This window comes from Shewanella saliphila, assembly GCF_014648295.1.
GTDB lineage: Bacteria > Pseudomonadota > Gammaproteobacteria > Enterobacterales > Shewanellaceae > Shewanella > Shewanella saliphila.
The window spans coordinates 59,481-73,974 of sequence record NZ_BMQV01000021.1; the positions used below are offsets into that span (position 1 = coordinate 59,481).

The 14,494-nt window shown below is 42.0% G+C and carries 17 protein-coding genes and 1 riboswitch; of the genes, 16 read left to right on the forward strand and 1 reads right to left on the reverse strand.

From position 1 onward, the window contains the following. Positions 1-29 precede the first annotated feature (29 nt). From IEY48_RS11465 to IEY48_RS11480, 4 genes are read left to right on the forward strand one after another with little or no spacing between them, the layout of a single operon-like run. Positions 30-662, forward strand: a complete 633-nt coding sequence (locus tag IEY48_RS11465) for a LuxR C-terminal-related transcriptional regulator (protein ID WP_188920409.1) — start codon at positions 30-32, stop codon at positions 660-662. Then, positions 659-1,240, forward strand: a complete 582-nt coding sequence (locus IEY48_RS20430; RefSeq protein WP_229786414.1) for a curli production assembly/transport protein CsgE — start codon at positions 659-661, stop codon at positions 1,238-1,240. The genes IEY48_RS11465 and IEY48_RS20430 overlap by 4 nt, the downstream gene beginning before the upstream one ends. A gap of 12 nt (positions 1,241-1,252) precedes the next feature. After that, positions 1,253-1,654, forward strand: a complete 402-nt coding sequence (locus IEY48_RS11475) for a curli assembly protein CsgF (RefSeq protein ID WP_188920411.1) — start codon at positions 1,253-1,255, stop codon at positions 1,652-1,654. A 2-nt stretch (positions 1,655-1,656) separates the two neighbouring features. Then, a complete protein-coding gene (locus IEY48_RS11480) occupies positions 1,657-2,508 on the forward strand; it encodes a CsgG/HfaB family protein (RefSeq protein WP_188920413.1) in 852 nt (283 codons plus the stop codon). 110 nt (positions 2,509-2,618) lie between these two features. Here the strand turns inward: IEY48_RS11480 and IEY48_RS11485 are convergent, their stop codons facing one another. Continuing rightward, positions 2,619-4,376: a M61 family metallopeptidase gene (locus tag IEY48_RS11485; protein WP_188920415.1), complete on the reverse strand. Its 1,758-nt coding sequence runs from the start codon at positions 4,374-4,376 to the stop codon at positions 2,619-2,621. Between the two features lie 202 nt (positions 4,377-4,578). Here IEY48_RS11485 and hinT point away from each other — a divergent pair, with 202 nt between their 5' ends. The 12 genes from hinT (at position 4,579) to IEY48_RS11545 (ending at position 14,349) form a co-directional block, all read left to right on the forward strand. Continuing rightward, the gene (gene hinT, locus IEY48_RS11490) at positions 4,579-4,932 is read left to right on the forward strand and encodes a purine nucleoside phosphoramidase (protein WP_188920417.1); all 354 of its coding nucleotides are present in this window, start codon (positions 4,579-4,581) and stop codon (positions 4,930-4,932) included. Beyond that, positions 4,932-5,444, forward strand: a complete 513-nt coding sequence (locus IEY48_RS11495) for a PaaI family thioesterase (protein ID WP_188920418.1) — start codon at positions 4,932-4,934, stop codon at positions 5,442-5,444. The genes hinT and IEY48_RS11495 overlap by 1 nt, the downstream gene beginning before the upstream one ends. Continuing rightward, entirely contained in the window at positions 5,437-5,904 is a 468-nt protein-coding gene (locus tag IEY48_RS11500; protein ID WP_188920420.1) for a PaaI family thioesterase, read from the forward strand. The genes IEY48_RS11495 and IEY48_RS11500 overlap by 8 nt, the downstream gene beginning before the upstream one ends. A gap of 38 nt (positions 5,905-5,942) precedes the next feature. Then, on the forward strand, positions 5,943-6,335 hold the full coding sequence (locus IEY48_RS11505; protein ID WP_283106245.1) for a YcfL family putative periplasmic lipoprotein: 393 nt from the start codon (positions 5,943-5,945) through the stop codon (positions 6,333-6,335). Between the two features lie 147 nt (positions 6,336-6,482). Then, positions 6,483-6,589, forward strand: a riboswitch (TPP riboswitch). A gap of 57 nt (positions 6,590-6,646) precedes the next feature. Then, positions 6,647-8,848, forward strand: a complete 2,202-nt coding sequence (locus tag IEY48_RS11510) for a TonB-dependent receptor (RefSeq protein ID WP_188920422.1) — start codon at positions 6,647-6,649, stop codon at positions 8,846-8,848. Between the two features lie 49 nt (positions 8,849-8,897). Next, positions 8,898-9,158 carry a YkoF family thiamine/hydroxymethylpyrimidine-binding protein gene (locus IEY48_RS11515; protein ID WP_188920424.1) on the forward strand — a complete coding sequence of 87 codons (261 nt, stop codon included), beginning with the start codon at positions 8,898-8,900 and terminating at the stop codon, positions 9,156-9,158. Positions 9,159-9,163: 5 nt separating this feature from the next. Then, positions 9,164-9,841: a nicotinamide riboside transporter PnuC gene (gene pnuC / locus IEY48_RS11520; RefSeq protein WP_188920426.1), complete on the forward strand. Its 678-nt coding sequence runs from the start codon at positions 9,164-9,166 to the stop codon at positions 9,839-9,841. Positions 9,842-9,877: 36 nt separating this feature from the next. After that, positions 9,878-10,906 (forward strand): phosphotransferase, encoded by a 1,029-nt coding sequence (locus tag IEY48_RS11525; RefSeq protein ID WP_188920428.1) that lies wholly within the window; start codon positions 9,878-9,880, stop codon positions 10,904-10,906. Positions 10,907-10,953: 47 nt separating this feature from the next. Further along, entirely contained in the window at positions 10,954-11,799 is an 846-nt protein-coding gene (locus IEY48_RS11530) for a DUF6279 family lipoprotein (protein WP_188920430.1), read from the forward strand. A 69-nt stretch (positions 11,800-11,868) separates the two neighbouring features. Then, complete coding sequence (locus IEY48_RS11535; protein ID WP_188920432.1) at positions 11,869-12,462, forward strand: HvfX family Cu-binding RiPP maturation protein; 594 nt, start codon at positions 11,869-11,871, stop codon at positions 12,460-12,462. Positions 12,463-12,562: 100 nt separating this feature from the next. Next, positions 12,563-13,111 carry an NAD(P)H nitroreductase gene (locus IEY48_RS11540; protein WP_188920434.1) on the forward strand — a complete coding sequence of 183 codons (549 nt, stop codon included), beginning with the start codon at positions 12,563-12,565 and terminating at the stop codon, positions 13,109-13,111. Between the two features lie 551 nt (positions 13,112-13,662). Beyond that, positions 13,663-14,349 (forward strand): hypothetical protein, encoded by a 687-nt coding sequence (locus IEY48_RS11545; protein ID WP_188920436.1) that lies wholly within the window; start codon positions 13,663-13,665, stop codon positions 14,347-14,349. Positions 14,350-14,494: the final 145 nt, after the last annotated feature.

Consider the following 14,494-nt stretch of genomic DNA (forward strand, 5'->3'; position numbering starts at 1 on the left):
GGATAAAACAAATCACATGGAGTGTAATTATGTTTAAAGTCGTAAATTGGATGATTGTATCCCGTTCTCAAATGCTGACGGATTTACTTGAGTGTCGATGGCCGCAGGAGTTTTTAGTTAAACTAACTAATTCACACCCTGGAGAAATGGGCAAACTACTTTCAGCATCACCCAATTCCATGGTCATTTTTGATTTAGCGACTGTAGATGTTCAACAAGCTTATCAGTTACAGCGCATTGTTGAACGTGAGCATTGCGGATTGAGAACCGTATTTTTAAATTTTCCAAAACAAGTTGATGCAAGATTTCTTATTCATCCTTCCACCACAGCAGGTGTTTTTTATGTTGATGCCAGCTTAAAGGATATTAGTATTGGGTTAAATGAGATTTTAAAAGGCAGAAGTGCGATTCCTCAAACATTGCATCAGTCGTTGATGAATGTAGACAATGACGATGACAGTGATCAACTGACTATTCGTGAACGAGAAGTGTTGCATGCGTTATTAACAGGACGTACCAACCTTGATATTGCAAACCAATTATTTGTCAGTGAATCCACTATTAAAACACATCTCTATAGAGCATTTCGTAAGATTGGTGTATCTAGTCGAGGACAGGCTATTGCATGGGCGCAAACACATATGCATGAGGTTAGAGTGTGAAGCTCGCAACAGTGTTATTAGCTTATTCATTGTTAAGTTCAGTGACGTTCGTTACTGAAGTTATTGCAACAGAACAACAAAACACAGATGTGAATATTCAAAAGTTTAATAAAGCAGACATTCCTCTATTAACAGATAACGTCAAACTAGAGTCAAGTAAATCTAAAGCTCAAGAAAGCGCATTACAAAATTCCAAACAACAAAAAGTCGATGTCAGTGATGCTAAGCCAAAGCGGGAAGATGATTTAATTGACGGTTTAATATTAAACAGGGCAATGACAAGGTTTGGTCATCGTTTTTATCGGGAGTTTGTGAGTGCATATCGTGATATTAACGGTATGAATAATCACAATGGTTTGACTGTAGTTGAGCAAGCGACAGCAAGAAGTGGCAGTAAAATTTTAGTTTTACATAATAGGAAGCCAATATTTATTACTTTTGTTTCTCCAGCATCACGAAGTTTGGATGCACAGGCCGATGTGGCAGCTAGAAGGGTTAATGATTTATTGCTGCAATATCAACAACAGTCAAAGTGGAGTGCATTTTCAGATCCAGATCTTGCCTCCGATGAGTTTTAGCAGGATAAGCATATGAAAAAAATAATAGCTGTAATGTCTATCTCATTTATAAGTTTACCGATTTTTGCTACTGAATTGGTATATACCCCTGTTAACCCTTCTTTTGGAGGCAGTTACCTTAATGGGAGTTATTTACTTTCCAATGCAGCTGCTCAAAATAAATACCAGGGAGGATCTTCTTATGTCGCTCCTACAGCACTTGATCGGCTTGCTAGCTCATTAGAGTCTAGATTAATGAGCCAATTGTTTAATGATGCAGCTAATGGTGCTGAAGGATACTTAAAAACCGATGATTTTGAAATTAATGTTGTTAACGAAGACGGTTCGTTATTAGTCCATATTACCGATTTATTAACCGGTGAGACGACCATTATTGAAGTGGGTGGCATTGTCGGTTCTTCAACTGGGGGCTAATCATGAATAAACTACTACTTAGTTTTATATTGGTATTATTAACAGCATGTACCTCAGTGAAAAGCGAATTTGATGGCATAGAAGCATCTACCAGTTTGATGCCAAAAAGTGAGACTTATTACGATCTCGTTAGCTTACCTTCACCGCAAGGAAGTATGGTTGCAGCTGTTTACGATTTTCGCGATCAAACTGGTCAGTATAAACCTATTCCTTCAAGTAACTTTTCGACAGCTGTTCCGCAATCTGGTACTGCATTTTTAGCTCAGGCATTGAATGATTCAGCTTGGTTTGTACCTGTAGAGCGTGAAGGATTGCAAAATCTACTGACGGAACGAAAAATCGTTCGCGCGGGTTTAAATGGTGAGTCAAACAAGTTACCTCAATTAAGCAGCGCACAGATTTTAATGGAAGGCGGCATTGTTGCGTATGATACCAATATTAAAACCGGTGGTGCTGGTGCTAGATATCTTGGAATTGGTGCATCTGGGCAGTATCGCGTAGACAGCATAACTGTTAATTTACGTGCAGTTGATATCCGAACCGGTCGGTTACTCAGTAGCGTTACAACAACAAAATCCGTTATCTCAAAAGAGATTACTGCCGGCGTATTTAAATTTATCGATGCACAAGAGTTATTAGAAGCAGAAGCAGGATATACTTCTAATGAACCGGTAAGCTTATGCATTGCAGCTGCAATTGAAAGTGCGGTTGTGCACATGATTGCTGATGGAATTTGGAAACGCGCATGGAATTTACGAGATCCTGTATCAGGAGTTAATAGTCCGGTATTACAAAAATATTGGCTCGAGGCTCATTCAGCAAATCAAGTCAAAGAGCGTATTTCTCAAAGTTAACTACAGTTCTAACGAAAAAATAAATGGGTATCAGTTGATACCCATTTTTGTGTCTGCTTGCAGTGATTAATCTAACCTCAATGAATAAGCCGCTGTTAGTTAACCGAATGTTAGTTAAGCCAAAGTGCCGTTTTACTGGTATCACTAATGGTTAAAGAAATCGTGTCGGCAACAGCTTCTCGTACTGGCAATTGGCCTTGCATTAATTCATCGCGTCTAAACCAATGTAAATTGAGTTGTTGTTCTACGCTGTAGCTTTGCAGTTGTTGCTCAAACTGGGCGTTAACTTGTAAATTATCAGCGGCAATCAGCAAATCTCCAGCGCTGAGTCCCGCTTGATGTGCTGGGCTGTTTTGGCTAACCGCTAATACTTTAAGGCCGAGTGATTCAGGCTTGGTTTTAGCCCCAAAGGCGATTTTATAGCCTTTAGCATCTCCGCCACCTAAATCTGCTGTACCTTCACTGGCACGCACTGTCATGCTAACGCCGACCTGTTCGAGTAAGCTGCTTAGCGGTAAGTCTTGGGTGTTGTCTAAATAAGCAAAAATATCATCACACGAGCGATTAAGCAGTTTTTCAACAATCTGTTGGTGGCTCATGTTATTGGTGCCAATTTGCGGCAGGCCATATTGTTGCCATAACGCGCGCATCACATCATCAAGGCTTTGCTTGCCCTGGGTTTCTATACTAATAGTTAAGTCTAAATACAACGCAAATAGTGCGCCTTTGGTGTAATAACTGACAATGGCATTGGCCGCATTTTCATCTTGCTTGTAAAACTTGGTCCATGCGTTGAAGCTCGATTGCTTAAGGGTTTGCTTAAAACGTCCTTCGCCGCGATACACTCGCGTCATGATTTGGCTAAGTAAGGTTAAATAACCTTTTTCATCAATACATTTAGACTTAAAAGTAATTAAATCATCGTAATATGACGTAATCCCTTCGTATGCCCATAATTGCTCTGTGTACGACTCTTGCGATAAATCAAATGGGGTAAACTCGGCCGGTTTAATGCGTTTGACGTTCCATGAATGGAAGTATTCGTGGCTGCAAAGTGACAAATAGGTGCGGTAGCCTTTATCAACCGGCGCATTGAGTGACAAAGGTAGGTCATTGCGCGAGCACATTAAAGCGGTTGAGGCTTTATGTTCGAGTCCGCCAAAGCCGTTATCTAATACTGTGGTCATAAACACATAACGCTCAAACGGCGCTGGCGTGCCAAATAAGTTAATTTGATACTCGCAAATGGCGGTTAAATCCTTCACTAGGCGAGCCATATTGGCGCGATGTTTACCGCTTAATACGATATCGTGTGGCACTCCAGCAGCATAAAAGGTTTCTATGCTGAGCTCACCCATTTCAACGGGATGATCGATTAAGTCATCGTAATTTGGCGCGTTAAAATCGCCAAAACCAAATTGTTCGCCAGCGGTTCTGTTCATGCTGGTGGCTAAAGTCCAGTGGCTTAACTCGGTTAAGGCGGGTTTAGCTATGGTGACCTGGTGCGGGTGTGACTCAAGTCCTTTGGCGGCTAAAAACACGCTACTGCCATTAAAGAAACCGTGGTTTGTATCAAGGTGGGCAGTACGTACCGATAAATCCCAAGCGTAAATTTGATAGCACAATACGATGTCGCTACCCTGGTTATTTAGCTGCCAGGTTTGCTTATCTAACTGGGTGACAGTTAGTGCTTGTTGATTTTCTGTGGCGTCAATTTCAATAATGTTTTTGGCAAAATCACGGATCATATAACTGCCAGGTAACCAAGCGGGTAAACAAAATACCTGTGACGGTGAGGCTTGGGTGACAGTGAGAGTGACTTCAAATAAGTGCGCTTTAGGATCGATCGCATGGATATGATAATGCATAAAGAATTCCAAATAGTAGAAGCGTTGCAATCAAAAGGATTGAGCTATAATCGACAATGCTGCCAAAAATGACTCAGTTAAGCAAACGAATCCCATTTTCTGTAAAAGATAGCTGATTAATTGAGTTTTTTCTGGAGTCAGAGATCAAAGACTTGTTACTATTATCATAAGCAAAATGCTGTCATTCATTAAGGATCCTAAAATGGCCGAAGAAACCATATTCAGTAAAATTATTCGTCGTGAAATTCCAGCAGATATTTTATATCAAGATGAACTTGTCACTGCATTTCGCGATATCGCTCCTCAAGCACCCACTCATATTTTAATTATTCCTAACCATTTAATCGCCACGGCAAATGATGTTAAAGCATCAGATGAAAAAGCCTTAGGCCGAATGATGACCGTAGCGGCTAAATTAGCCGATGAAGCAGGCATCGCAGACGATGGTTATCGGTTAATTATGAATTGCAATAAACATGGTGGCCAAGAGGTGTATCATATTCATATGCACCTTTTAGGCGGTAAGCCATTAGGTCCAATGCTGAGCCGCGACTAATGAAAATTAACAGTGATTTTTTCCCGTTAACTGAAGTGGCTACGCGCTTTGTAAACCAGCTTGCTCAGTGTCGCCGCTTAGGGTTAAGTGTTAAAGAAGCCAGCGAGCATCACGTATTAATTGAGTTGCCATACAGCCAGGATATTATTGGTTATCCTGACACGAATGTGATCCATGGCGGGGTGATTACCACCTTAATTGACACCGCTTGCGGCACCGCAGTGGTGTGCGCCATTTTAAAAAAATATCAATCGCTTGAGTTGTCGCCAACATTAGACTTACGGGTCGATTACATGAAGCCAGCAGAGCCGCACAAACCGGTCTATGCCTTTGCAGAGTGTTATCGTTTATCGTCAAGTGTTGCCTTTACCCGCGCGATTGCCTATCAAGAAAGTATTGATGAACCGATTGCCCATGCGGTCGGTTCATTTATGCGTATTAGCCCTGAAATGGTTGGCGAAGAGTTTCGTCAGGCGTTAATGGGAAACTTGCCGGAGAGTCAGCATGACTGAGCACACAACCCCAGAGGCATCAAGTGAGTTGGATGTTCAAGATGTGGTAAAGCGTGCCATTGAGTTAAATGATTACAGTTATTTGCTCGAAAAAGTGCCGTACTCACAATTTATTGGCATGTCGGTCGCCCGTTTTGGTGACGAAATGGTGTTTAGATTGCCCGCAAAAGATGACAATATCGGTAATCCTATTTTACCGGCTATTCATGGCGGGGTGATTGCAGGCTTTATGGAAATGTCGGCCATTGTGCAATTAATGGTGTTTATGCAAGCTAAAAAGGTGCCTAAAATTGTTGATTTTTCAATTGACTATTTACGTGCTGGCTTACATCAAGACTCGTTTGCAGAATGTAAAATTACCCGTCAAGGGCGCCGCGTGGCCAATGTCAGTATTAATTGTTGGCAAACTAACCGTAAACAATTGATCGCCACAGCCAGGGCCCACTTTTTGTTAGATTAAATCAGGCTATATGCCAAGTAACATTTAAGGAAAAGATTATGAAACTCGCATCGATTATCGTACTCACATCAACGTTGTTACTTGGCGCTTGTGCTCACAACACCGCGGGTATTGCCGTTGACTCTAATGGGCAAATTCGCGTTGATAGCAGCTCTTTTGCCAGTGATGTCAATGTCACCGATATTGCTTCCATTATGGTGGGCGACTTAGTTAAAGCCTCGGCGTTAATTCAAAGCAAGTCGAGTTATGACCAACGCGTGCAATACAAATTTACCTGGTTTGATGCCAACGGCTATACCATTGAAAATGAGGCAACGAGTTGGAAGTCGGTCAAATTACATGGCATGCAACAACTGCAAGTCAGTGCGGTAGCACCTAATACTCAAGTCAGTCATTTTGAGATATACGTGCGCGAAACCTACTCAGATTAATCGCCGCTGATAAGTGCTAACGCAATACAGAGCAAGGCTTTGTTTGCTTAAATGCAACAAAACATACGGCTTGATATCAACAGGCTATTTTTGTGTTATCAATTTGTATGACGGATCGTGTAATCAGATTTTAGATAGTTTATACTCGTGGCCGCCAAGGGGTGTTCAGCAATACTGAACTGAGATGTCGTTAAGACAAACCCTTAGAACCTGATCCGGCTTATACCGGCGTAGGAATGGGCCACACTATCTTTAAGTGCACCTCTTATTCGCTACTCTTGCCGGATCTCAAAATAACTATTTGAGGTCCTATGTTCACGAAAAATTCTATCGGGTTATCCCACACGCCAATTGCCTTCGCGGTTATCGCTGCAATGAGTTCGCCTATTGTTATGGCTAAAACTGCTGATGTTGAGCAGGTCACGCCAGAATATGAAAAAATGGAAGTTATTGTTGTTAATGCTGATTTTAGTAATATCAGCCTTGATAAAATGCCATCAAGCGTCACGGTCATTGATGCGCAGCAATTAGAAGATGAAGGCTCACAACATTTTGAAGATGTGCTAAATTCTATCGCCAATTTTAACTGGTCAGGTGGCAGTTCACGTCCTAAGTATTTCCAAATTCGTGGTGTCGGTGAGCAAGAGCAATACCAAGGCGCGCCCAACTCATCAGTTGGCTTTGTGGTCGATGACATTGATTTATCAGGACTTGGCATGGTGTCGAGCATGTATGACATGCAGCAAGTTGAAGTGCTGCGCGGTCCGCAAGGAACGCAATACGGTGCCAATGCCTTAGCAGGTTTAATTTATCTAAAAAGTAATGACCCGACAGACACTTTTGAGCATGGCGTTAAAGTCAGTGTGGGCGATGACGACTTACGCACTTTTTCAGGTTTTAGCTCAGGGCCACTAAACGACTCCGGTAAATTGCTGTATCGCGTCTCTGTTGAGCAACATAATCAAAATGGTTACCGAGATAATCTGTATCTAAATAGTGACGACACTAATCAACGTGACGAGCTCAGTGCCCGCGCTAAATTACGCTGGTATGCCACCGATGATTTACAAATAGATTTAACCTTATTACATGCTAACTTCGACAATGGCTATGATGCCTGGACATTAGACAACAACAGCAGTGATACATTAACTGACCAACCAGGTATCGATACCCAAGAAACCACAGGCGTAGGGATTAAGTTTATTTATACTGGCGCGAAGGGATTTGACCTTACCTCGCTAACATCAATAGCACAAACAGACCATCACCATGCTTATGACGGTGACTGGGCTAACCCAGATTACTGGGCCAGCAAAGAATGTACAGCCTATGACGATGATTACAATGTCACTGGCACTGAGCCATGTGAATATGATTATATCTGGGATAAAGAGGGCGATCGTCAAACGCTTACTCAAGAGTTTCGTTTATCGTCAAAAGATGCCGGGCGGATTTTTGCTGGCAGCACTGATTGGTTAGTTGGGGTGTATATGATGAACCTCAATGAAGATAACGACTTGTATTCAGAGTACAACACATGGCCAGACGAAGTGCTTAAGTCTAGTTACGAAGCTACAAATTATGCCGTTTTTGCTCAGTTAGACAGCCAATTAGGTCATGATTATTTGTTGTCTACCGGTTTGCGATTTGAACGCCGCGACAGTGAATACCGCGACAGTAATAACGATAATTTTGACCCGTCAGAAAACATGTGGGGCGGGCATATTGCGCTCTCTAAAGCCATTAATAATAACCATAACGCGTACGCACGCATTGCGCGAGGCTATAAAGCGGGTGGCTTTAATATGACCTTGCCGACAGAGTTGGCCAACAAAAAAGAGTTTGATACTGAGATTTTGTATAACTATGAAATCGGCATCAAATCAACATGGTTAGACGGTCAAATAGATTCTACGTTAGCCATATTCTTTATGGACCGTGAAGATCAGCAAGTGTCTGCGTCTTTACAAGACCCTGATAACCCGCAACGATTTATTTTATTTACTGAAAATGCCGGCAGCTCGCAAAATTACGGTGCTGAGCTGGATGCTAAATGGTACTTAACCGAAAATATCGAGTTTTATGGCAGTGTAGGTTGGCTTGAGACCGAATACGGCCAATATGAATACAGTGATAAATACGGCTCGGTTGTGGATTTATCTGGCCGCGAATTAGCCCATTCACCACAATTTACCTACAGTGCCGGTATGACCTATGTTGCCGACTCTGGCTGGTTTGCTAACATCAATGCCAGTGGTAAAAGTGATTTTTATTACTCAGACAGCAATGAGTCAACATCAGATGCATACACCATTTATAATGCTCGTGTCGGTTACGAAACCGCAACATGGTCGGCTTATTTATGGGGCCGTAATTTATTTGATAAAGAATACGGTGTGCGCGGCTTCTATTTTGGTAACGAACCTGATTTAGATTGGGCCGACAAGCAATACATTCGCTATGGTGATCCACGCCAGCTTGGTATTACGCTTGATTATAAATTTATGTAAGTTCAACTGCGGCATCACTCGGTGCCTCATACCTTTTAGGAAATGAACAATGAAATTAACTGCTGAAATTAGTATGTATCCATTCAACGAAAACTACCTTGACCCAATCAAGTGGTTTATTGACCGTGTTGATAGCTATAACAATATTGAACGTGTCACCAACGCTATGGCAACACAAGTGTGCGGTGAATACGCTGATGTTATGTCAATGCTAGCCATTGAAATGCAAGCCGCTCACGAGAAGTGGGGCAAAGCCGTGTTTGTGTGTAAGTTTATTGGTGGCGAACTTAACCTAAGTCATAGCGAATAGCAGCCATGAATGACGTGATGTTAGCCATTCAACAAGCCTTTAACGAAGCGTCGGTCATGACATTTTGGGAGGCTATCGCGGTCATGCTTGCGTTGGCTTACCTTATTTTGGCAATGCGGACTAACATTTGGTGTTGGTCGGCCGCTTTTCTGAGTACTGCAATTTATACGGTATTGTTTTGGAATGTGTCGCTACTCATGGAGTCGGTGCTCAATATTTATTACATGGGCATGGCCGTTTATGGCTATTGGCTGTGGTTGCATGTGCCGTCAGTGCAACAATCTCAACAACACAATGTCAGTTCTCAGCTTAACATCACCAGTTGGACTCTAAAGACTCATACCATCGTTATCGCGGTGACATCTTTAGTGTCTATTGTGGTGGGTTATGGTATGGCGAATTATACAGCTGCAGCATTTCCCTATATCGACGCAGCAACCACTTGTTTTGCGGTAATGACGACGTATTTAGTCGCCAAAAAGGTGCTCGAAAACTGGCTGTATTGGGTGGTCATCGATGTCGTCTCTATCTACCTTTACTTCCAAAAAGGGCTGATGTTGACCTCAGGTTTGTTTATTTTATATGTCGCAATGGCCGTTGCCGGTTACATGATGTGGCGTAAAAAATATCAACACACGGTTGTTGAACAAGATAAACTTTCTCAACAGGCAATTAGTGTATAATCACAGCATTATCAGATTGTTATAGCGGTAAAGTTTATGTCATCACCCTTACTCACGTTACCGAATGAGTTAATTAATATGTTGCAGCAGGCAATACCCGCTGCAACATATCACTCATTATTAACCCAATGCACTGCCGTTACCTTATTAAATACGGGCTTAAGTAATCAAAACTATTTGTTATCTTTCCCCTCGGGTGACAAGGTGTTGCGGGTCAATCAACGTCATAGTCATTGGTGTAATAGGGCGCTTGAGGTTGAATGTTGGCGCTCTGCTATCGCGGCTAATATCGCGCCGAAACTCGAGTGGGTGAGTGACGACAAGCAATTTTATTTAAGTGAGTTTATCACTCAACCGCAAGGCGATTGGAGCCAGTTCTCATCCATGTTTGGCCATTCATCTACTCGTCCAGTGACAGCGATGACTCATCCTAATGTGGATGCGGTTACTTTACTGGCGCAATTGTTTGCCTCGCTGAGTCAATTACCTGTACCGTCTAGGAGCATCACCGTTAGCGCGCAATGGCAGCAGTATGCCCAGCAACTTGCACAATACAGTACAGAGCAAACTCAGCCGCACTGGCAACAAGCATGGCAACAACTGCAACGATTAAATGCTCGCGTAAGGCATTGGTTATCACAACTAGAGTCGTGCGTATTATTGCCTATGTTCTGTCATCGTGATTTAACACCACACAATTTACTCTTAAGCTCTTCGTTGAGCTCGCAAAATAATCCTGGCCATATTGGCCAAGCCAAATTGTATTGTATTGATTACGAGTACGCCGTTGCTAGCCACCCGTTATTTGATTTAGCCAGTGCCATAGCAACACATCAGTTAACAAATGAGCAAGTAAATCAATTGACCCACAAGGTTATTGTGCAATATTGTCAGATGGCGAGCTTAACAGACGTGGCAGCAGCCAAAGCGGCATTACCTGCTGCAATCAATTGCTTTTGGTTGTTTTCGGCGATGTGGGCGTTATTAATGGCGGCGCAAGATACTGAACAATCAACCCAATACATCGACTATTTTAATGATTATTTGGGCTATATTTCTGTTTAAGGTTCACTCTGCTATTAACTGGATTAGATTTTATTGAGGGATTCAATGTGACCAAAAAGCTGCTTTTAGTACTGCTGTGTTCGCTGTTTTTTGTGGGGTGTTCAACAAAAGTCAGTTACTTCTTCTTAGACTGGGCCATCGAATGGGAAGTCGAAGAATATGTCGATTTAAATAGTGCTCAACAAGATAAATTCGACGAGGTAATAGAGCACTTTTTAGTGTGGCATAGAGAGCAAGAGCTACCACGCTATCGCGATCAGTTGCAGTTATTGTCAGCACAGGCCAAACAAAACACTTTAACGCCTGAGCTTTGGCAGCAACAAGTGACAATGGCTAAGTCTCATTGGTATCGTATCTTCAATTTTGTTATGCCAGAACTGTTGCCTATTATTGCCAGTTTTGATGATGACCAGGTACAACAAGTGCTTAGCCAGCTTAAAAAAGAGCAGCAAGAGTTAGTTGATGAATATGTCGGTAAAGATCAGGCTGAGCTGGTAAAAGACTCAAATAAGCGAATTGAAAAACAACTTAAAGAGTGGACTGGCAGCGTTAGCGAAGTACAAAAAAATATTATTCATCAAGCCACGACAGAGCGACTCGCCACACTTGATATGTGGTTAGAATATCGACATGAATGGCAGCGCCAATTTGAGCTGGCTTTGCTACGTCGCAGTGAAACCGAATATTTTAACGCGCAAATGACTCGTTTAATGACCGCACCAGACGAACTTAAGTCGCTCGTTTACCGCGACAAAGTTAATGAAAACACCCATAAGTTTGGCTCAATGCTTATTGCACTAAATCAAACATTTACAGATAAGCAACGCCAACACTTTGATAAAAAACTCACCGAGCTTGTTGACGACCTCACCGAGCTACACCTGGATAAATAACCCCTGCTTGAAATGTTTTGCTGATTTAGCGGGTCTCTTAAGGCACGAGACAATCAAAATGGGATATTTATGCAGGCGTTAATTGGGCTTTATCAAAAATTTCTACACGTGGTTAAGCATTCAGAAGGTTTAGCCGCTTTGGCCCTAAGGCTTTACCTTGCGCCGGTATTAATGCAAGCAGGCTATAATAAGCTATCTCATTTTGATGATACCGCCGCCTGGTTTGGTAACCCAGATTGGGGTTTAGGTTTACCCATGCCAGAGCTGATGACAGCATTAGCGGCAGGTACCGAATTGATTGGCGGAGCATTATTACTGGTGGGATTAGCCACTCGATTAGTCGCATTACCTATGATGATCACCATGCTAGTGGCAGCCTTTGCAGTGCATTTACCTAATGGATGGTTAGCTATTGCCGATGCCAGCTCATGGCTTGCCAATGAAAACGTGATGGCATCGGCAGAGAAGTTAGCCGCGGCTAAATCTATATTACAACAACATGGTAATTACGAATGGCTGACCAGCTCAGGTAATTTTGTGATTTTAAATAATGGTATCGAATTCGCCATGACTTACTTATTCATGCTACTAGCCTTGCTGGTTATTGGCGGTGGACGCTACACCAGTATCGACTATTTTATTAGCCGTCGCTTATTAAACTAGTGTTGTTCACTCAGCAGATGAAACCCACTTAATTAATCCCACCAAATTGGTGGGATTTTTGATAATATCAGCAACATAATTTATTCAGCAGGATAGTACCTTGGACGCTAAACAACTGTTATTGACTCGCCAATCTACACCACGCCTTGTGGCCCCAGCGCCTAACGATGAACAATTGACCTTTATACTCGATGCCGCAGCCAGAGTACCCGATCACGGCGCACTAACACCGTGGGAATTTATCATTGCCGTTGACGATGGCCTTGCTAAGTTAGCTGATATTTTTGTTGCAGCAGCAAAAGCACAAGGTGCAGATGAAGCCATGATAACTAAAGCCGGTAATATGCCATATCGTGCGCCTATGGTGATAACCGTTGTGGCTAAAACGCAACAGCATGACAAAGTGCCAGCTATAGAGCAGCACATTGCAGCAGGCTGCGCCACCATGGCCATGCAACAAGCCGCATTCGCTTTAGGTATTGGTGCTGTATGGCGTAGTGGTGATTTTGCCTTTAACGCTGATGTGAATGCCGCATTAGGATTAGCCGCAGACGATCAAATTGTGGGCTTTTTATATGTCGGCACTCCTGCGGTGGTTGCACCCACTAAACCGCTTAAAAGTGGCCAGCAATTTGCGCGTTATTTGTAAGCAACGCAAGGTCATAACGTTTCGGGGTTATGGCCTTCGGCCACCTTCATGTTGATGCATGGCCTGTGGCATTAGCGTCGTGGCGCTCCCTTGGAAATCCATAGCGCCCTAGACGAAAAATGATGAAAAACGCATAATTTTCGATGGGGAACTATCCAGCTTTAACCTCATCTGTAACCGACTTACAAATGTCTGATAAATATCTAGTGTCAGTCATGTCTCCCACCTTTATGTAGTGTGTACTGTGTATAAAAACAGTGGTAATGGTTTTTGGCGTGTTTTTAAGTTGAATCGGCTAATAAGTAAACTAAAGTACTACTAGTAATAAATCGATAGTTTTGTAATGCATTGAAACTGATGTGTTTTTAGTTTTTTGCGAATATTGAGTCCAATTTTTACGCGCAAGCTCGTTTTTATTTGTCAGTGAAGTAAAATAAAACGGCTTTACATCAATAAGATACTAAATGTAGGATGATATTAATCAATAAGTTAAAGGGCCGACATTATCGGGCGAGCCCTTCAATAAGCGTTAGCAATACAAGGAGAGTCCTGTGCAAGTTTTGATATTCATTTTACTTTTATGTTCATTTTCTGTCTCTGCTAATGTATTCGAAGATATCTCATGTGGGTCGTATGACGCTTCAAAATACCCCAATAAAACTGAATTTAAGGGAAGTACGGAACGAGAAGTTTCGGAAGTTGGTGTAAAAGAATTTTTCGATGAATTAGGAGGGGCTGATTCATCTCAAAGGCTGTGGGTATTTAAGTTAGTCGATAGAGCCACAGGGAAATACAAAAAATCCTTTCCTCGTAAATCGCCAAACTTGGAAAACGAAATAGCTATCGAACATCAAATTATACAACCAGAAATAATTATAAACTTAGGTAATAATATTATTACTGGCAGTAACAATGGTGAGTTTGGTGGAGAGTTACTTTTAATCGATGAAAACGATAAAGTAACACTAATTAAAGAAATGAATGTCGAAGATATTTATGAAATGCCTTTCGGTTTAGTGGTTACATCTGGTTTAGCCCATATGTCTTGGAATTACGGTGATATTCATTTAATAAACTCGAACTTTAAAATTGAAAAATTATATAGCTTAGTTGGTATGCCTAAATCATCTTGGTTGCTAGAGAATGGGGAGCTACTCATTAATAGCTATCCATCAGGCTCACAGGTTTTAACTAAAAGTGGCTACATGAAGCGTGTGCAATGTATTGCTAACAAATAAGGATAGGCCGCGCGAAGCCGCGTCCTTATCCCAAGTGTTGAACAAGCCCGAACAGCTGAGAGTGACTCTTTATTATGTAAATATCAGCTCGAGAAAACGCGCTGTTTGATGTGATGGTTATCTGGCAACTTTTCTGTAGTCAGCA